Consider the following 20,279-nt stretch of genomic DNA (forward strand, 5'->3'; position numbering starts at 1 on the left):
TCATAAACCTATATCAATGAGCCACTTCCCTGTTATTACCTCAACACTTTCCGAACAACACCTAGCCTTATTTCTGCAAGAAATATATAAGCTTAGTAATGCCACTACTTGCCGATTATTAAAGACCGGAATCAACCATGTGTACCTCGTTACTGATGGTGCTCAGAAATATGTATTCAGAGTTTATAGTCTCAATTGGCGTAGCCAGAAAGAGATTTCAGAAGAAATTCGCCTGCTGAATCTTCTAAAAGACAATCATATTCCGGTTTCGTATGCTATTGCCGATGCGCAGAGTAATTACATTCAAACGCTCAATGCTCCTGAAGGCGAGAGATTCGGCGTGATGTTTTCGTATGCAAAGGGGGAAAAAGTATTCAATTTCTCAACTGACTTACATCATAAAATCGGTGAGATAATGGCGCAGTTTCATAAAATTACCCACAATCTCAGCCTAGACCGTGTTACTTACACACCTGAAAAAGTGCTCTTAGAGTCGCCACAACATTTCTTTGGCTTTTTACCTGACGATACACCCGAAGTTGAGTTTATCAGATACGCCCAGCAACATCTATTAGCAGCGCTAAAAAAAGTAGATGAAACCAAGATAAGAAAAGGTGTGGTGCACCTAGACATCTGGTTCGATAATCTGAATATACTGAATGCAAACGAAATAACGATTTTTGATTTTGATTTCTGTGGCAATGGCTGGCAATGCTATGATATTGGCTATTATATTTTACAAATTCATAGCACCGAGGCTGACGAAAACGAATATAAGCTTAAAGCAGAGGCTTTTCTTAAAGGCTATGAGTCTGTTAGTCCAATCAGCGATGAGGAGAAACGTATTCTGCCTTTGCTGGGTGAGTGTATTTATCTGTTCTATCTAGGTGTACAATGCCAGCGATTTAATAATTGGTCGAATACATTTATCAATGAAGTTTATCTGAAAAGATTCATAAATTTACGTATCAAAAGATGGTTTGATTACAACAAATTAGGTTAAACTATAGCATGACTAATACAGAGATTATTGCCCATAGGCTTTATAACCAACAAATCACCGAAACGCAATTCACCAAGCCGGAAGAAATCGTTTCGTGGCTGGTTGCTGTGCAGGCACAAGAATATGCAATGGCAAAATGGGCTATCGGGCTTCGGCTCAATGGCGTTAATGAGCCTGCCATAGAACAAGCTTTTAACGAAGGCAGAATCCTGCGCACGCACCTCATGCGCCCCACATGGCATTTTGTAAGCCCTGCCGACATCAGGTGGTTGTTGGCGCTCACTGCCCCAAGAGTTCACGCTTTTAATGCTTACCAGTACAGAAAAAACAGTTTAGATAGTACTATTTTCAATAAGTGCAACGATATTATTATCAAAAACCTTGAAGGTGGCAGATACCTCACCCGTCCGGTGCTCAATGAGGCATTTATGCAGGCAGGTATTGTAACCGATGGCGTTGGTTTAAGTTGTATCATGATGCAGGCCGAGCTGGACGGCATTATTTGTAGCGGCCCACGTCTGGGCGGCCCACGTCTGGGAAAACAATTTACTTATGCTTTAATTGATGAGCGTGTGCCTCCTACCCAAGCACTCACGCAAGAAGAAGCACTCAGCCAACTGGCATTAAGGTATTTTACAAGCCGTGGCCCTGCTACTGTACAAGATTTTGTGTGGTGGTCGGGACTGACGATGAAAGAAGCCCGCATAGGTATTGCTAACCTGCCACCCTACTTTATACACCAGAAAATAGAAGGGCATGAATACATCTATGCACCGGGGAATCCGAAGGAGATTGAGCACCCGAAACATTCGTTTTTAATGCCTGATTATGACGAATACGGCATTGCCTACAAAAACCGTGAGGCTATTCTATTGCCCAAGCATTTAACAGCAACAGGCGAAAAACCTGTATTCCCGTTTAATCGCATGGTGATTATCAACGGCACAATTGTAGGTACATGGCAACGAACCATAAAAAACAAAGAGATTAACGTAGAAATTGCTCCTTTATACAGATTTAATGACGAGGAGCATAATAGTATGCAGCACTCTATCAATCGATTTAAAAGCTTTTTTAGTGGCGTAACCGACGATATTGACTAATACTTTGGCTTATGAGCTTTAGCACTTTTATACCTAGCGATGTATTGAAACCTTATATAAGGTTGCTTGCTATTTCGGAAGCAAGCGAAGAAACCGAATATAAGGTTCTGCCTAATACTGCCTTAGTTATGGGTTTCCAGTATCAAGGACAATTGGCTACGGTAGAAAATACAATGCTAAAACCTCTGAATACAGCAGGCATTACAGGTATACAAGATAAATACAGGGTATTCAGAAATTCTAAGGATATTGGTACAGTATTGGTCTTTTTTAATGAAACCGGAGCTGCTTATTTTTTCAGAGAGCCTATGCATGAATTATTTGGCGAAAGTGTATCTCTGGAAAACTTTGTCAGCCAACCTGTCCTCAATCAGATTGAAGAGCAGCTATCGGTAGCGCAATCGCATCAGCAACGCATTACTATTATAGAGCAATTTCTGGTAGCACGCATACAACCGATTCATGCAGATAAATTGGTACAATCGGCTATTCAGCATATTCAATTAGCAAAAGGTAATATCAGAATCAGCGAGCTTGCCAAGCAATTGTACACAAGCAAAAGTCCGCTAGAAAAGCGATTCAGAAAGATTGTGGGAGCATCACCCAAAAAGTTTGCTTCTCTCGTAAGATTCAACGCTTTGCTGAAAGATTACACGCTTGATAAAACACTGACCGAATTAGGCTACGAAGCAGGGTATTTTGACCAGGCCCATTTTATCCATGACTTTAAGGTATTTACAGGCGAAACACCTGAAGCTTATTTTAATGCTACAAAAGAGTAAGTTTTACTCACTTATTATAAAGCAATCACCAACAAAATATAGTTATTTTTACTTATATTTGTATTAATTCAATTTAGTGTTCGCAATTTTCAATATTATTCATCATGAAATGGGCATATAGTATAGAGCAGAAGATGAAAGCTGCCATGGCACTGACAGTTATTTTCGTTTTTTTATTTATTAAGAATGTTTCAGACAAGAGACATTTTAACGAACTGGGGGATAGTTTTTCGGCAGTATATGAAGACCGACTGCTGGTTGAAAGTTATATTTTTGAGATGTCTGACCACCTGTCGAGAAAAAAACTGCTCGTTGATGAATGCAACACGAAAGGCGACCTTAATCAGATAAAAGATAAAATAAATGCGCACAATAACGCCATTCAGGGCTTGATTGTGGCGTATGAAAAAACAAAACTGACACCTACTGAAGAGGTTTTGTTTAAAGATTTCAAGAAAAAAATAGCCAACGGGCTCGAAGTAGAGAAAATCCATATCTATGGCTCTGACTTTACGAATGCCGAAAATACCCGACAGGCATTAGACGAGGTATTTTATAGTGCGCTCAATACACTGAATCATCTGTCAACAATCCAGATTACAGAGGGAGAAAAACTCACCAAAACTTCGCAGAAAATTGTGTTGGGTTCGGCATCTGATACCCAGTTTGAACTGACCCTGCTCATTGTGATAGGCACTATTATCCTGACCCTGATTTTTACATCAAGCTCAACTATGCCTAAAACACCGCAAAATCCGTCTTTGAATTAAAAAATACCCCACCCTACGCGGGTCGCCCTGACCCTCCCCAACAATGGATAGAAAAAGAAAAAAGAACCCCTCTCCCCATTGTTGGGGAGAGGGGCAGGGGTGTGGGGTCATTCATGTGCACACCTATTTATTGCTTCAATCTAATCACCACTCCACCTAATGGCGGTAGTGATAGTTCAACAGAGTTATCTTTTCCGTGTAGCGGAATAGCATCAGATTTTACGCTTCCATTCAGCACACCTGTCCCCCAGTATTTCTGATTATCGCTATTGAATACTTCTTCATAAACACCTGCCGCCGGAACACCAATTCTATATGGTGTGCGTGGAATAGGTGTGAAGTTTAATACCACCACAACCGTTTCTTTTTCGTTGAAACCTTTGCGGGCATATACAATTACGGCGTTTTCACGGTCGCTTGTATCAATCCATTCGAATCCGTCAGGTGAAAACTGTTTGTCAAACAAAGCGGCCTCACCACGATACATACCGTTAAGGTCTTTTATCAGTTCATTGATACCCTTGTTTGGTGCTTGTTCAAGCAAATGCCAGTCGAGACTTTTCTCAAAGTTCCATTCGGCATATTGTGCAAACTCACCACCCATAAACAACAACTTAGTGCCGGGATGCGTAAACATATAAGTAAATAACAAACGAAGGTTGGCAAATTTACGCCATTGGTCGCCGGGCATTTTTTCAATCAATGAGCCTTTGCCATATACCACCTCATCATGCGAAAGCGGCAACATAAAGTTTTCTGAGAAGCCATACACAAGGCTGAAAGTAATATCGTTCTGGTGCCATTTGCGATACATAGGATCTTTAGCAAAATAGCGCAGGGTGTCGTTCATCCAGCCCATCATCCATTTCATTCCAAAGCCTAAGCCACCTGTGTAAACCGGTCTAGAAACCCCAGGAAACGCCGTTGACTCCTCGGCAATGGTTTGTGTATCAGGGAAACTTCTATAAATTTCTTCGTTCAATTCTTTAAAGAGCGAGATTACCTCAAGGTTTTCTCTGCCACCAAATATATTTGGTATCCATTCTCCGGCATTACGTGAATAATCACGGTAAAGCATAGAGGCTACGGCATCAACCCGTAAACCATCAGCATGGAAACGGTCAAGCCAGAAGATAGCGTTACTTATCAGAAACGAACGTACTTCGTAGCGGCCGTAGTTAAAGATATAGCTCTTCCAGTCGGGGTGGTAGCCCATTCTTGGGTCTTCGTGCTCATATAGAGCCGTACCATCAAAACGGTAAATACCATGTGCATCGCCCGGATAATGTGATGGCACCCAGTCTAACAATACACCAATACCATTGATATGGAGTTGCTCTACCAGATACATAAAGTCTTGTGGTGTGCCAAAGCGGCTGCTTGTAGCAAAATAGCCTGTTATCTGGTATCCCCACGATGGCTCATAAGGGTGCTGCATAATAGGCATAAACTCTACGTGCGTAAAGCCCATCTCTTTTATATATGGTACCAAAGTATTGGCTACCTCACGGTAGGTAAGCCTGCGTTCAGGGTCGCCTGGGTCACGTTGCCAAGAGCCTATGTGCAATTCATAAACCGACATCGGGGCGTTCAGGGCATTGTGCTGACGGCGGGTCTGCATCCATTCTTTGTCTTTCCACTCATACCAGGTATCCCACACAACTGAGGCAGTTTTAGGTGGTTGTTCCCAATGCAAAGCATAAGGGTCGCCTTTTTCGATGTCGGCACCTGTATTAGACGATATAAAATATTTATATACCTCACCATTGCCTATGTTCGGAATCCAGCCCTCCCATATACCCGAGCCGTCCCAACGTGAAGCTAAAGGGTGAGCACCACGAGTCCAGCCATTAAAGTCGCCGATTACAGCCACATAACGGGCATTAGGAGCCCAAACGGCAAAGTATGTACCTATTACGCCCTGATTTTCTATGACGTGCGAACCCATCTTTTCGTACAGGCGATAATGTTTACCAGCCTTAAAAAGATTAATGTCAAAATCGGTAAATAAACTGAATGACTCTACGTTTTTGAAATTGGGTGTATTTTCCTGAGGTTCTTCTTGTTTTTTGGTAGAAGTCGTTTTCTTTGCCATAGGTCGAAGCGAATCTGGTTTTGTTTTCGAATTGGTAAAAATAGATGAGTGGTTCTACAATTCCAAGAAGCGCAGTATATTTGTCATAGAAAATATTATCTTGATAAATTTCAATTACTACTAAGATTTTTCATACATCTTTTAATAACAATTACTATGACTGCGCCATTAGCCGAACGCCTTCGTCCGAAAAAATTAGATGATTATATCGGACAAGAACATATTCTGGGCAAAAATAAACCGCTCCGCAAAGCCATTGAAGCCAATCTTGTACCCTCAATGATTTTATGGGGTCCACCCGGTACCGGAAAAACTACACTAGCCTTGCTAATTGCCGAAACAACAAAGCGCCAGTTTCATCAATTAAATGCTGTAAGCTCGGGCGTAAAAGAGCTACGGGAAGTTATCAGCCGCCCGTCGGGCTTGTTCCCTCCTATTGTTTTTATTGATGAGATTCATCGCTATAATAAGTCACAGCAAGATTCGCTGTTGGCAGCGGTAGAAAAAGGACAAATAACCCTGATTGGTGCCACTACCGAAAACCCTTCGTTTGAGATAAACGGTGCGGTGCTTTCACGGTCTCAGGTGTATGTGTTAGAATCGTTCGGAGAAAAAGAGTTAAAAGCCCTCACCGACAGAGCCATAAAAGAAGATGTGGTTTTAAAGGAACGGGATATAAAAGTAGAGTCGTATGATGCACTGATGCGTTTATCAGGCGGTGATGGGAGAAAACTATTGAATCTGCTCGAAATCATCACTTTCTCTTTTCCGCCTGATATGCCTATTGTAATCAACGATGATTTGGTGGAGGAAGTAGCGCAACGCAACATTGCCCGTTATGATAAATCGGGGGAACAACACTATGATATTATTTCGGCTTTTATAAAATCATTGCGTGGCTCTGACCCCAACGCTGCTTTGTATTGGATGGCCCGCATGATAGTTGCCGGAGAAGATGTTGAATTTATAGCCCGACGAATGCTGATTCTGGCTTCGGAAGACATTGGCAATGCCAACCCAACGGCCGTAATTATGGCTAATAATTGTATGCAGGCAGTAAAGACCATTGGTTACCCCGAAAGCAGAATTATCTTGTCGCAGACGGCTATTTATCTGGCTACTTCGCCTAAATCCAACGCTTCTTATGTGGCTATCGATGCTGCCATTGCCTTGGCCGAAAAGACTTCGCATTTGCCTGTACCACTGGCTTTGCGCAATGCGCCAACCAAGCTCATGAAACAGATTGGCTATGGCAAAGACTACAAATATGCCCACAGCTACGAGGGTAACTTTACGAAACTCAACTTCTTGCCTGATGACCTGAAAGGCACAAAACTCTATGACCCGGGCAACAATGCCCGTGAAAACGAGATTCGCCGACAATTGCAGGCCTGGTGGGCTGAGTGGTATGGGTATTGATAAAAAGCCTTGTCCATTCTCACAGACAAGGCTTTTGCGTATCATTTAATCTCTCTTACAAATTCCCTTTCTTCAACTCTTTCACGGCATAATCAGCGGCTCTGGCTGTTAGGGCCATATAAGTAAGTGATGGGTTTTGTGTTGAGGTTGAAGTCATACAAGCACCATCGGTTACGAATACGTTTTTGCATTCGTGCAAGGCATTCCATTTGTTGAGTATCGAAGTTTTAGGGTCTTTACCCATTCTTGCGCCACCCATTTCGTGAATATCCAAGCCCGGTGTACGGTTCGAATCGTTGGTACGAATGTTTTTGAAACCTGCTTTGGTGTACATTTCGGTGAGTTGCTCAAAGAAATCTTTTACCATTTTGCGGTCGTTATCGTCATAATCAACCGAAATGCTCAATTGTGGAATACCCCAAGGGTCAACTTTCGATTTATCGAGTCTCACATAGTTGCTTTCTTTCGGAATCGTTTCGCCCATCATGTGTGAGCCTACGCTCCATACATTGTTCAGATACGGATTCAACAAGCCGTGTTTCAAATCTTCACCCATGCCGCTTCTGTCATCACGCATATATCTGCCTGCCTGGAAACCAGAGGCATAACCACGCAAGAAATCAGTTTCTTGCTTGAACACATTGCGGAAACGTGGAATATAAGGCGAGTTCGGACGACGGCCGTCAGTTGTGCTATCCAAATATCCTTCATAATCGGCATTAATAGTAGCTGTATAGTTATGGAAAGCTACATATTTACCTAAAACACCGCTATCGTTACCCAAACCATTCGGGAAACGGTTTGAGATTGAGTTCAACAGAATTAGGTTTGAGTTCAATGCTGCTGCATTTACAAAAATAATGCGGGCATAGTACTCGGTCATTTGTTTGGTGTTGGCATCTACTACCCTTACACCTGTGGCTTTGCCTTTCTTCTCGTCATAGATGATAGAATGCACCACCGAGTCAGGGCGAAGTGTGAGTTTACCCGTTTTGGCAGCCCAAGGCAAGGTAGAAGCATTACTGCTAAAATACCCTCCGAACGGACAACCACGCTCGCAGATAGTACGGTGCTGACATTGTGCTCTACCTTGGTCGAGGTGTATCTTTTTAGGCTGCGTAATGTGCGCACAACGACCCATAATAATATGGCGGTCGTTGTAGTTTTTGGCTACCTGCTGGCTGAAGTGTTTCTCAACACAGTTCATTTCGTGAGGTGGTAAAAACTCACCGTCAGGCAAGCTGGCTAAGCCGTCTTTATTGCCCGAAATCCCTGCAAATTTCTCTACATAACTATACCAAGGGGCAATATCATCGTAACCGATAGGCCATTCTACTGCAAAACCATCACGTGCAGGGCCTTCAAAATCGTATTTCGACCAACGCTGGGTTTGTCTGGCCCAAAGCAATGATTTACCACCTGTCTGGTAGCCACGAATCCAGTCGAAAGGTTTTTCTTGTACATACGGGTGCTCGGCATCTTTTACAAAAAACTGTTGTGTACCCTCATAAAAAGCATAACACTTGCTTACAATCGGGTTGGCGTCTTTTACTTCTTTTTTCAATTGTCCCCTATGCTCAAACTCCCACGGTTGCATCATGGTTGTTGGGTAGTCGGTTACGTGCTTTACTTCTTTTCCACGCTCCAGTACGAGTGTACGTAGCCCTTTTCCGGTTAATTCTTTAGCTGCCCAGCCTCCGCTGATACCCGAGCCAATCACAATAGCATCGAAAGTTTGCGCCGCTACGGCATCTATATTGAAATATGACATAATTTTAAGCTTTTTTAATTCAATTAGGGTTTTATTTGCCTGCTTGGTTTTTTACAGGTACACAACCATGATAACGGCCCGGAATAAATTCATAAACACGTAGGTTTGTCATTACATATTCAGAGTTCAGGTAGCCCTGAATCGTGATGTTTTTTACTAATCCGATAAATCCTTTTTCTGTTGCATTATCAGCCTTAGCCATTTTATTCAACACCGCCAGTTTTTGTGCTGGTTCGCATTCAGCAAAGGCTTTTCCGTAGTCTTTGGTGGCATTAGCATCAGCAGCAGCCAGCCCTTTGGTGAAGGTATCCTGTGCTTTGGCATCATAGCAATCGGCTACCATAAGCGTAACAAACTTATCTATGTTTAGCTCTTTGGCACCCGGTGTATCTGTTTTCGGAATAATGGTTTCTACTATTTCGGCCAGCAGGGTTTCTTGCGAAGAAGAAAGAATAGTAGCTGACTGATGGAGATTTTCCTTGCTCCAGGCATTAGCCCAGGCAGGTAAAACAAGAGTACTGCCTATACTCAAGGCAAATGTTTTTAGAGCCGCTCGTCTTTGCATTATAGTGCTTAGGGTAAAAATTTATGCAATTTACAGATTTATCGGAAAAAGAAATTATTCGCTCTTCAAAATCGATTAAAGAACGAGGAATTTGATAAATTATTTTCAGCGGGTATTTTGTGTTGGTAATAGTGGGAAATTCTATTTTGCAAAGAAAGACCCCTCACCCTAAATCCCTCTCCCCAACAATGGGGAGAGGGACTTTTGACTCCCTTCCCCATTGTTGGGGAAGGGTTGGGGATGGGGTCTTTTTAATATTATTTGATGCAAAAACTATCAAGCTAGCATCCCATTATTAAATATACATTTAAGATTTCTACTGCCCTTCAATCTTAGTTACCACCATATAAGCCTGGCGATTGCCTTTTTCGTCGAATTGTTCGGTTTTTATTAATCCTACGCCTTTTGCCAGGTATTCTACGCATTTTAGGGTACGATTGCCCATAAATTTCATTTGCATGTTGTAGGTGAGCTTGGCACAGTCAAACTTACCTGCGGGCGTTTCTATGGTTTCGTAGGCTTCTACTTTGCGGTTGGTAATATTGGCATTCATGTTCATGATTGTCATGCCGCCTTCAAAGCCTGATTTGATGTTAATGCTGGCATCTTTCAGGTCGTCGCCTACTTTCAAATCTCTCGGGTAAACCATCTGGTCGCCGGTTATGCTTACTTTCATATCCGGTGATTTTGGCATCATGTCTCCGCTGATATTCCGAATATCGGTGTGGTAGTCTCCATCAACACATTTACCTACCGATTCGCTTTTTGCCATCAGCTTACCTTTTGCATCATAGGTTTCGTGGGCAAATGCCAAGGATGTTCCACCATCAACAGGTTTATAATCTATTACTTCATATTTGGTAACAGCAGTCGGGCGGTCTTTTTTGTCGTAAGAGGTCATTTCAACTTTCATACCTTTTTTGAAATTGAAATAACCACCACAATCTTGTGCTACTGACAAATGTGCGTAGAAGAAAACAACAAATACGTAAAGGGTTGCGAGTGCTTTTTTCATGGTTTTGCTCATGTTTTGGGTTAATACACCTAATAAACTAATATATAATGGCATTTTGCATTTTCCTGCCATTAATAAAGCCAAAAATTTATTAAACGCTTCGCCAAACCATAAACTCGCCTACTCCTTAGTTACAATCTCGTCCAGATTCAGCATGGCATTGGCCGTAACAGCCATTGCTGCCATTTGTGGCGTTACATCGTATCGACCAAAGAATTTATAGGCTTCCACCGGATTTTTGACGTATTCTTTCTCGGTTTGTCGGTAGAGTCGGGTAAGTACCTGTAGTTTTTTCGGGTCTATGTTTCGCATCATAATCAGGTTGAAGCCTGCCTGAATCTGCTCTTCAGGCGTTTTGCCTTTTTTGAGCATATTTTTGGCTAGCTCCTGCGCTGCTTCTACATAAGCGGGATCGTTGAGCGTTACCAAGGCTTGTAGCGGCGTATTGGTACGTAAGCGTCTTAGCTGACAAAACTCACGGCTTGGCGCATCGAACGACATCATTGATGGGTACGGCGCTGTGCGTTTCCAGAATGTATAAAGGGCACGGCGGTATTTGTCTTCGCCTTGTGATAATTTCCATGATTCACCACTCCAAGGCGACTGCCACAGTCCATCCGGCTGATAAGGCATTACGCTTTTACCGTACATTTTTTTAGATAAAAGCCCGCTTACCAGCAATGCCTGGTCTCTTACTTGTTCTGCCGTCAGGCGGATACGTGGTCCACGAGCCAGAAAACGGTTATAAGGGTCTTTTTCAAGTAATTCGGCATTTACATCTGATGATTGCTGATAAGTACCCGACATCACAATCATTTTCAGGAGTTTTTTCACACTCCATTTCATATCGTCCTGAAAAGTAAGTGCCAGATAATCGAGCAATTCAGGGTTGGTGGCGCTAAAGCCTTGTGTACCAAAATCTTCAACGGTTTCTACTATACCCGTGCCGAATATCTGTTCCCAGAAACGATTTACCGCTACCCTTGCCGTTAGCGGATTATTGCCGTCAACGAGCCATTTGGCTAAGCCAAGGCGATTGGTCGGGTAATCTTTCGGCATCTTCGATAAGTACTTAGGCACATCAGGTTTCACTTCTTTGCCATGCACCAGCCAGTTACCACGCTCAAAAATATGTTGCTTACGAGCTAAATCGCCTTCGCCTTCGCTCATGATAGGCGTGTAATCGGCTTTGGCGTTCAGAATCTCTTTGTATTTAAGCTCTACGGGTTCATATTCTTTGCCCTCACCAAAGGTTTTCTGGAACGACAACCACTTTATTTGTAACCAGTCTTTGGGCTTTTTAGGATTCGTAAACGTAAAGTAGAGGTCATGCTTGCCTTCCATTTTAGGCAATTGATAGAACATCACGGTATCTCGGGCTGCAAAAATCGGAATCGTGAGAATAATGTTGCCATCTACTTTTCCGTCTCTTATATGCAATACGCCTTTTTCGGTTCCGGTATTGAAATTCATCACCAAGCGGTTTTTGTCGCTTAGGGTTACGCCTTTCAACCTACCATAGCCGGTATGCTGTAAGCCCAGATACTTGGCATCGAGCAAAGACGATGTTCCGGCCGATAATGGCTCTACATCGTGCGAATTAAACTTGGGTTCAAGAACCTTTACGAATTTCTCAAAGTCTTTTCCATTATGCCCTTTAGCCAATATCCATTGTTTCAGTTCTTCTATTTTGACAGAATCTTCCTGCTTATAAAACCGTAGATACGGCGTATCGCTTACTACGTCTTCGTCACGGGCATTGTTGAAAAACGCCATTAGCTTGTAGTATTCATCATGCACAAAGGGGTCATAAGGGTGTGTGTGGCATTGTACACAACCCATAGTAGTGCCTTGCCAGACATCAAATGTGGTATTTACCCTGTCTATATTGGCAGCAACCCTGAACTCCTCATCTACCGTTCCGCCCTCATCGTTGTTCATTGTATTGCGGTGGAAGCCCGTGGCAATCAGTTGGTCGTTGGTAGGGTTGGGCAATAGGTCGCCTGCCAGTTGTTCTATCGTAAACTGGTCGAAAGGTTTATCTTCATTAAAGGCTTTGATTACGTAATCACGGTATCGCCAGATATTGCGGTACACATCACGCTCGTATCCTTTGGTGTCGGCATAGCGTGCCAAATCCAGCCACATGGCAGCCCAACGCTCACCATAGGTTGATGAAGCCAATAGCTGGTCTACTACTTTTTCGTAGGCATCGGCTGACTTATCGTTTAGAAATGCTTGTAATTGCGCCTCTGTGGGTGGTAAACCTGTCAGGTCGAGGTACACACGGCGTAATAAAGTGCCTTTATCGGCTGGTTTTGCGTGCGAGAGACCTTCTTCTTTTAGCTTATTTAATACAAAATTATCAATCTCATTTTCAGCAAATCGGGTTTCATCATCTTCAAATAGCCCTAAACGGGCAAAAAATCCTCCAACCGATGGCACATCAGGCTTTTCGGGTTTCTGATACGCCCAATGGTCTCCCCAAGGAGCACCCTGGTCAATCCATTTTTTGAGTATGGCTATTTCTTCTTTGTTGAGTGGGTCTTTGCCTTTGGGCATTCGTTCTTCGGTATCGTTGGTAATCAGGCGTTTATAAAACTCCGAATGCTCGGCATCGCCGGGTACAATGCCTACCTTGCCCGATTTCCCTTTGGTATTGAGGGCTTCCTGCGAAAACAAGAAACTAATGTCTCCGGCTTTTTTCACACCTCCATGACAAGCCACACAATGCTTGTTCAGAATAGGTTTAATTTCGGTATTGAAATCGACCTTACTCGAAAAAGGATTGAAATTGAAGGCCATAATGGCGCCAACAGTTGCAATGATTGGGGTGAACAGAAGGACTTTAGAATATCTCATAAATGTCTATACAACAATATCTCTTGTACAAATATAATTATATTTAGGAGAATAAAAATGCTATTCTGGCTGATGAATTGTTTTGATGGCTCGTAATAATTCGTAGCATTCGTAGGGTGCTACGATTACTACGAATGCTACGAATTACGACGAGGTAGAAAATAAGGCTAATTCATTCGACGCTCCTCGACTCATTCGACTATGTGTCGACGGCGTCGAGGCGTCGAGATTTAGTTGTTCTATTGAAAATGATAATTAATTCGTCGTTACTCGTCGCATTCGTACACCCGACGAGTGAGACGAGGTTTAGGACAATTGAAGCTATATTATTATATATTGATATTATATCAATTATAAATGCTTCCCAAAATTGTATTTTTTGCAGAGCCGTATTGATTAGTATTCAAGAAATAAATACTCTTAAATAACCAACCCGATTCGTAGAGACGACATGCTGCGGTGGGTCGCCACCCCGGCTCCAAGGGCCTATCAAAATTAAGAAAATTAGCTATTAAGTAACATCGCTCAAATAGATTTTTGGGATTGCATAGACCCTTGGAGACGCCAGCATGTCGTCTCTACGGAGATGGTTTTAATTTAATTACAAGAACTCTCATTTATTGAATTTCCATTTTTAATATAATTATTTTAATAATAAATATTATATAACCTATAATTATATTCAATTGATGACTCGTAATTCGTAGTAATCGTAGCCCCCTTTATTACGAATGGCAATTCAAATTGATAATGCCAAATCTATTCGACGACTCGACGACTTCGACACATAGTCGAATGAGTCGAGGAGCGTCGAGGGTAAAAGTTCAATTAATAAAACCCTTTATAAATATCAGCGAATAAATTCGCCGTCTAATGAAACAAAGGCGGCCGCCGCGCGGAATAATTTCAATGTAAGCCGGACCGGGCGTCGGTCGCTTAAGTCCGGCATTGTATACAAAAAAATACCTTTGTTATATTAGGCACCGAATTTATTCGGTGAAAACAATCAAGTTGATAATACCTAATCTATTCGACGACTCGACGACTTCGACACATAGTCGAATGAGTCGAGGAGCGTCGAGGGTAAAAATTCAATTCGTCGCACTCGTCGGGTGTAAGAATGCGACGAATAGCGACGAGCACAGACCCAGCATATTCACTCAATAAAGATATTTTGACAAAAATCGCCTCAGATTCATAGGATTTCAAAAATCATCACTAAATTTAACCATTCGACACTACGTTTTACTTGTGTTGTATGATATTGTTTGTACAATCTTTAGAATCCTTCAAAATTTGACCTGAAATTAATCGTCTGATTTCTTTCAAAAACCTATTTAATTATTTCTTTTAAGCTAAAAAACACAGCATCAAGTTAAAAATGAGCGATTTTCTTAAAAAGTTAAAAGGTATTTTTGTGGTAGAAGCTGCTACTGAAGGTCAGGCTGCCGATACTACTACACAGGCTTCGGAAAAGGCTGAAACACCAGCCAGCAAGCCTACGCCAAGTGTTACGCCTGCTGCTCCTGTTGGTAAAGCATCAGATAAATTCTATGATATTCTGCTGGGTGCAATGGAAGCAAACAACCAGGAGGGATTTGATTATCTGGAATATAAAAAATCTCTGCAAACACTGGCTAAAATGCCTATGGACGAGCAAACACGCTATTTCTCGGCTTTTGCAGCGGCTCAGGCTATGGGTGTAACACCGCAGAAACTGACCGATTCGGCTGCTTTTTATCTGAAAATACTGGCTTCGGAAGACTCAAAGTTTCAGGACTCTGTAAACACACAACGCCAGAAACAGATTGGCAATAAAGAAAAAGCCATTGCTGATATGGAAGCTACCATAAAAGCCAAAGGCGAGCAGATAGCGAAACTGACCGAAGAAATTCAGACGCACCAAAGCGATATGGAGAAAATGAAAGCGGAGATTTCGGACGCTGTTGTAAAAATAGAAACAACCCTGAGCGATTTCCATGCTACGTTCGACGAGCTAACAACTCAAATCAACAAAGATGTGGAAAACATGAACAAGTATTTAAAATAAGCTAAACCCTGATTCTGTAAAGAGAAAGCCCCCTTTTCTCGTATAGAATTATAACATACATTAAGAATTTTATCAAACTCCTCTGGGGGCAGAGGGTTATGCAATAAGATATGGAAATGCAAGAAACCAAACCCAAATCGTTTTGGGAACGCCCGGAAGGCAAGACAGGTACTCTTTTCGCCGCAGGTTTACTATTAGGTGGGGGCTATCTTCTGTATAAAGCACTGCCTTTTCTGATTACACTGGCATCAAACACGCTGTATCTGGCTGGTTTGCTAATAGTGCTGGCGGCTGTTATCTATATGATACTTGACCCTAAAATGAGAAACCTGATTTTCTACATTTATAAAAGTATCATGCGTTGGGTAACAGGGCTTTTTGTACAGCTCGACCCTATTGGTATTCTGAAAACGTATATTGACGAACTACGCAGCAATCTGTCGAAAATGAATCAGCAGATTTCAACGCTGAAAGGTCAGATGTATAACCTCAAAACCATTATTGAAACCAATAAAAAACAGATTCAGAACGACCTCAATCTGGCAAGCAAAGCCAAAGAGACCGATAAGCAAGCTATGATGGTGTTAAAGGCCCGCAAAGCAGGTCGCTTACAGGAATCTAACATAAAACTAGAGGATTTATACAAAAAAATGGAGATTCTCTATCGTGTACTTGGTAAAATGTACGAAAACTCTGAGGTAATGCTCGAAGACATAAAAGACCAAGTAAGCGTAAAAGAACAAGAGCGCAAAGCCATTCGTGCCAGCCACTCGGCCATGCGTTCGGCCATGAATATCCTGAATGGCAACAAAGACCAACGCCAGATGTTTGATATGGCTATGGAGTCGATTGCTGATGATGTAAGCCAGAAAGTGGGCGAAATGGAACGCTTTATGGAGATGTCGTCGAACTTCATGGATTCTATTGACCTACAAAACGGTGTGTTTGAAGAAGAAGGCCTGAAAATGCTTGAAAAATGGGAGCAAGAGGGTGTATCGTTACTATTGGGTAATGATAAAAAAGCCCTTATTGCAGGTAGAGACGTACCTACTACCAAGCCATCAGGCAACCAATACGATAAGCTTTTTGAATAAAATAGTAGGTATTACGGCATAAATGAAAGGCACCGCTAAGTGCGCATAACCGGTGCCTTTTCATCAATTATATTTTCACATAAATTACATCCATTACTACAAAATCTTTTAGATTTAAACAACAACATAATGAAAACAACACTTACACCATTTGCCCGGTTTCTGATTACATTGGCAATTCTTGCAGGTTTATTTTTCGGCGGTAAATATATTCTTGATAATACAAGTTGGGGCAAATCATTGATGGATAAAAGCAATGAGGCTCAAACAGAAGAAACTTCAACCAAAGCACCGGAAGATGGTCCGGCTGGCGAAACTTCAGCTACGGCTACATCGTCAGGCAGTAGCAGTGATAACGAAGCAAGCGCTTCTGGTTCGTCTTCGTTCAGTTTTGTAGCTCCTGAGCCTGTAAATGGCAAATTGAAAGGGGTTGTAGAGCTGGGTGCTAGCGGTTTCAACTCGTTTATTGTAAGAATAGACAAAGACAAAAACTGGAAATTAGAGAAATCTGAGTTCGGTAATAGCTTGGTAACTGAAAACATGGCTACCGACGAAGACATCAGAATCGGTTTGAAAAAATATATCGGCAGCATGCTTGACTTCGGTGTTAGCGGCCGTGATATTCACTTTGTGGTGAGTTCGGGTGCTGTAAAAGCTGATGTTACACAAAAAATTGTTAAAAACTTAAAGGCGCTTAACTACTTTGTAAATACCGTTACGCCAGAGCAAGAAGGGGCTTTAGCTTTGAAATGCGTTTTACCAAGAGACTTTGAAGACGATGCTTTTGTAACTGACATTGGTTCGGGTAATACTAAAATATCGTGGTCGAGCAATGGCAGTGTTTCTGCTTTAGAAACTTATGGTGCCAAGTATTTCCAGAATGGTGTTGATGATGGCAAAGTGTATGACGACGTAAAATCGAAGGCTTCATCAGTACCTAGTATGAAACGTAAAACTTGTTTTATTATCGGTGGTGTTCCGTTCTCGATGGCTAAAAAAGTAAGAGAAGGCAAAGAGCGTTATACTATCTTGAAAGAGCCTGCTTACTACAAAGACCTGAAAGATGCAAAAGACAAAGCGGGTGTAAATATCTATAAAGCTATCAAAGACGCTACAAATACGCAACAATTCGTTTTCGACTGGGATGCTAACTTTACCATTGGCTTCTTGTTGGGACTGCCTAATTAATGGTGAATTGTGAATGGCGAATTAGCGAATAAGATTTAGTAAATGAGTGATTTAGTGATTGATTTTCTTTCTACTAAATCACTCATTTTTGTTTATGAGAATCGCAATTTCGACGATAAATAGCTTTCTTATTCACTAATTCACCATTCGCAATTCACAATTAAAAATCACTCATTCACACAATCAATCATTCACTAAATCACTCAATTCCTCTCTGAACCGCCTCAATAATCTTCATTTGTTCTAGTATTTCTTCAGGCTTAATGAGTAGTTCTTTGCCTTCTGCAATGGCTTCATAAAGATTCTGGAACAGAATACCCCAGTTGCCCGGCTCTGTATCAACATGACCTTTAAATGATACACCGTTTATTTCAGCATTCAATATACCACTGTTGTTTTTTGATTCTATGCCAAAACCGTCCATACCCGGCATTAATCCGGCTTTCAGGTTATCTTCCTGTACATCGAGGCCATACTTCACAAAAGAGCCTTTCGTGCCATGTATCACATATCTTGGGCCTTCTTCACGTACCAACAAGCTCGACTTTATGGTGGCTTTCAGCTTACCATAATCAAGCCTTATATCAAAGGCATCATCAATCTCTGAGCCTTCTCGCTGAATGTAAGTTTCACCCCAGACACCTTTTGGTGCACCAAAAAGCGTAATAGCCTGGTCGATGATATGCGCACCTAAATCGTACAGAATACCATTAGCAGGGCTCACAGCTTCTTTCCATTTCTTAGGATTCAGCACAGGCTTATATCTATCATAGTGGGCTTCGTAGCTAATCAGCTCGCCCAATATACCGCTTTCTACTACTTTTCTTACTGTTCTGAAATCACCATCAAAACGGCGGTTCTGAAACACACAAACCACTTTGTTTTTTTGCTTAGCTAGTGCTATAATTTCCTCGGCCTCTGCTACGGTAGAAGTAAAAGGTTTTTCTACCAGAATATGTTTATCGGCATTGAGCGCCTTAATAGCCAGTTCGTGGTGAGTTGAGCTTGGGGAGCATATACTCACTAAATCAATTTCTGCGTCGGTCAGCACCTCATCAATGCTTCGGGCTACCTGTACATTCGGAAATATCTCTTGTGGATTCTGGCTACCAGAAACAATGGTTTTTAAACGGAAGTTAGGATTAGCTTCAAAGAAAGGAGCTTGCAGGTATCTTCCCGAAAGTCCGAATCCTACCAGGGCTACGTTAATCATAATTAATTGGGGTTGTATAATGATGGGCTAAATTAAACAAAAAAGCCTTGCTACAAGAACATAGCAAAGCTTTTTTCAAATAGAATTCAATAACCCTATTGTAAATTCAGCAAACCTAGTCCCGATAGGGACGATATATCGGTAGAAAACTGTGAGAAACCAATAGGTTAAGTCCCGTTAGGGACGAGATATTAAATAATATACCGTCCCTAACGGGACTTAGCTTTTTCTTAGAAGTAGTTTTCTCTACCGATATATCGTCCCTAACGGGACTACAACACACTTGGACTTTATCGAATTTACTTCAAAACATAACCTACTCCTTATAAGTAATCAGAATTCTGGCAGGGCGACCTGCAATGTTTGCATGATTTCCGTTTGAATTTTCAACAACAATTGCTCCTGAAGTAATGTGATAAAAATACTGAAAACCCGGAGTAGTTGAGGACTCAAAACTCGGTGGAAAGTCTTTGCCTGAAGAAGCATTAACCAAAATCGAAACCGATAATATTTTAGCCTGTGTAAGTCCGTGATTGACAATCGCAACACCTCCTGCCGTTGGACTGGTAGTTGCACTAAGCTCTTTCATTTTTATTTTCGGAGCAGTGTTACCTCCAAGGCTTGTGAAGCCTCCTATTGATGTATTTCTTTCAATCAGGGCATCGCCTTCTCCTGTCAAAATTAGCGGCGTTGCACTATTTGCTGAGTTAGTCCAATAAACCAGGTTCGTTCCAGCAGTAGAACCACTTAAAAAATGATTCTCCCAACTATTGCCTGTGGTTGATGAAGCCTTGAGAATCGATGAATTGGTTCCGTTACTTTCCAAGTGCAGATGCGGGGTAGCTCCTGAAGAATTATGCAAAATGTGCAATTTTGCATCTGGAATAGTGAAGCCAATACTAACATTCCCATTATTGTCAATTACCATTCGTTCTGCTGCCACATTGTTATTATTAGCTGTAGTCAGAAAGGTAATTTTTGAACCTGCGCCACTACTAGTCCAGTTTTGAGAGGCTTTGAAAATTATAGATGCTTTCTCAAAATAATAATTGATTGGAGAATAATAGCCACCTGCACCAATTCTGAATAAGGGGTCATTACTTAATACCGCTGTTTTTGCCTCAAAGCTACCGCCATATCTTGTTCCATGAATACCTGCATAGGGGCTACTAGATCTAATGGCAATATTATCTCCTACACTGCTTTCGGCAACTGTATGTGCGGGGTAAATTGTTATACTATTTTGTCCAAAAGCCACTACCGTAACAAAGAACATCAGAAAAGTTGAGAGCGAGGATTTGAAAATGTAAGTAATTTGTTTCATGTCTAATAATTGTTTAAATCGAGAA

Annotated in this window: 15 protein-coding genes; 8 read left to right on the forward strand and 7 right to left on the reverse strand. The window is 41.7% G+C overall.

From position 1 onward, the window contains the following. Positions 1 to 16: 16 nt before the first annotated feature. The 4 genes from WAE64_RS11835 (at position 17) to WAE64_RS11850 (ending at position 3,658) form a co-directional block, all read left to right on the forward strand. Entirely contained in the window at positions 17 to 1,003 is a 987-nt protein-coding gene (locus WAE64_RS11835) for a phosphotransferase enzyme family protein (protein ID WP_340236680.1), read from the forward strand. 8 nt (positions 1,004 to 1,011) lie between these two features. Next, entirely contained in the window at positions 1,012 to 2,106 is a 1,095-nt protein-coding gene (locus tag WAE64_RS11840) for a winged helix DNA-binding domain-containing protein (protein ID WP_340236681.1), read from the forward strand. 11 nt (positions 2,107 to 2,117) lie between these two features. Continuing rightward, positions 2,118 to 2,888 carry a helix-turn-helix domain-containing protein gene (locus tag WAE64_RS11845; protein ID WP_340236682.1) on the forward strand — a complete coding sequence of 257 codons (771 nt, stop codon included), beginning with the start codon at positions 2,118 to 2,120 and terminating at the stop codon, positions 2,886 to 2,888. Positions 2,889 to 2,992: 104 nt separating this feature from the next. Then, positions 2,993 to 3,658 (forward strand): MCP four helix bundle domain-containing protein, encoded by a 666-nt coding sequence (locus tag WAE64_RS11850; protein WP_340236683.1) that lies wholly within the window; start codon positions 2,993 to 2,995, stop codon positions 3,656 to 3,658. 127 nt (positions 3,659 to 3,785) lie between these two features. Here the strand turns inward: WAE64_RS11850 and glgB are convergent, their stop codons facing one another. Next, positions 3,786 to 5,753: a 1,4-alpha-glucan branching protein GlgB gene (gene glgB / locus WAE64_RS11855; RefSeq protein WP_340236685.1), complete on the reverse strand. Its 1,968-nt coding sequence runs from the start codon at positions 5,751 to 5,753 to the stop codon at positions 3,786 to 3,788. Between the two features lie 156 nt (positions 5,754 to 5,909). Between glgB and WAE64_RS11860 the strand changes: the two genes are divergently transcribed. Further along, the gene (locus WAE64_RS11860; RefSeq protein ID WP_340236687.1) at positions 5,910 to 7,172 is read left to right on the forward strand and encodes a replication-associated recombination protein A; all 1,263 of its coding nucleotides are present in this window, start codon (positions 5,910 to 5,912) and stop codon (positions 7,170 to 7,172) included. Positions 7,173 to 7,227: 55 nt separating this feature from the next. On the opposite strand, the gene WAE64_RS11865 is transcribed toward WAE64_RS11860, so the two are convergent. The 4 genes from WAE64_RS11865 to WAE64_RS11880 form a co-directional block, all read right to left on the reverse strand. Then, positions 7,228 to 8,943 (reverse strand): GMC oxidoreductase, encoded by a 1,716-nt coding sequence (locus WAE64_RS11865; RefSeq protein WP_340236688.1) that lies wholly within the window; start codon positions 8,941 to 8,943, stop codon positions 7,228 to 7,230. A 31-nt stretch (positions 8,944 to 8,974) separates the two neighbouring features. Beyond that, positions 8,975 to 9,508, reverse strand: coding sequence for a gluconate 2-dehydrogenase subunit 3 family protein (locus WAE64_RS11870; protein WP_340236689.1), 534 nt, complete (start codon positions 9,506 to 9,508; stop codon positions 8,975 to 8,977). A gap of 316 nt (positions 9,509 to 9,824) precedes the next feature. After that, positions 9,825 to 10,523 carry a TapB family protein gene (locus tag WAE64_RS11875; protein WP_340236691.1) on the reverse strand — a complete coding sequence of 233 codons (699 nt, stop codon included), beginning with the start codon at positions 10,521 to 10,523 and terminating at the stop codon, positions 9,825 to 9,827. 120 nt (positions 10,524 to 10,643) lie between these two features. Next, on the reverse strand, positions 10,644 to 13,328 hold the full coding sequence (locus WAE64_RS11880) for a DUF1553 domain-containing protein (RefSeq protein WP_340236693.1): 2,685 nt from the start codon (positions 13,326 to 13,328) through the stop codon (positions 10,644 to 10,646). Between the two features lie 1,438 nt (positions 13,329 to 14,766). Here WAE64_RS11880 and WAE64_RS11885 point away from each other — a divergent pair. From WAE64_RS11885 to WAE64_RS11895, 3 genes are all read left to right on the forward strand, one after another. Further along, the gene (locus WAE64_RS11885; protein ID WP_340236695.1) at positions 14,767 to 15,435 is read left to right on the forward strand and encodes a hypothetical protein; all 669 of its coding nucleotides are present in this window, start codon (positions 14,767 to 14,769) and stop codon (positions 15,433 to 15,435) included. 110 nt (positions 15,436 to 15,545) lie between these two features. Next, a complete protein-coding gene (locus WAE64_RS11890; RefSeq protein WP_340236696.1) occupies positions 15,546 to 16,529 on the forward strand; it encodes a hypothetical protein in 984 nt (327 codons plus the stop codon). A gap of 129 nt (positions 16,530 to 16,658) precedes the next feature. Beyond that, the gene (locus WAE64_RS11895) at positions 16,659 to 17,717 is read left to right on the forward strand and encodes a hypothetical protein (RefSeq protein WP_340236697.1); all 1,059 of its coding nucleotides are present in this window, start codon (positions 16,659 to 16,661) and stop codon (positions 17,715 to 17,717) included. Positions 17,718 to 17,916: 199 nt separating this feature from the next. Here the strand turns inward: WAE64_RS11895 and WAE64_RS11900 are convergent, their stop codons facing one another. Both WAE64_RS11900 and WAE64_RS11905 read right to left on the reverse strand, forming a co-directional pair. Beyond that, positions 17,917 to 18,930 carry a Gfo/Idh/MocA family oxidoreductase gene (locus WAE64_RS11900; RefSeq protein WP_340236699.1) on the reverse strand — a complete coding sequence of 338 codons (1,014 nt, stop codon included), beginning with the start codon at positions 18,928 to 18,930 and terminating at the stop codon, positions 17,917 to 17,919. 316 nt (positions 18,931 to 19,246) lie between these two features. Beyond that, entirely contained in the window at positions 19,247 to 20,254 is a 1,008-nt protein-coding gene (locus WAE64_RS11905) for a hypothetical protein (RefSeq protein WP_340236701.1), read from the reverse strand. Positions 20,255 to 20,279: the final 25 nt, after the last annotated feature.

Source organism: Emticicia soli, from assembly GCF_037860775.1.
GTDB lineage: Bacteria > Bacteroidota > Bacteroidia > Cytophagales > Spirosomataceae > Emticicia > Emticicia soli.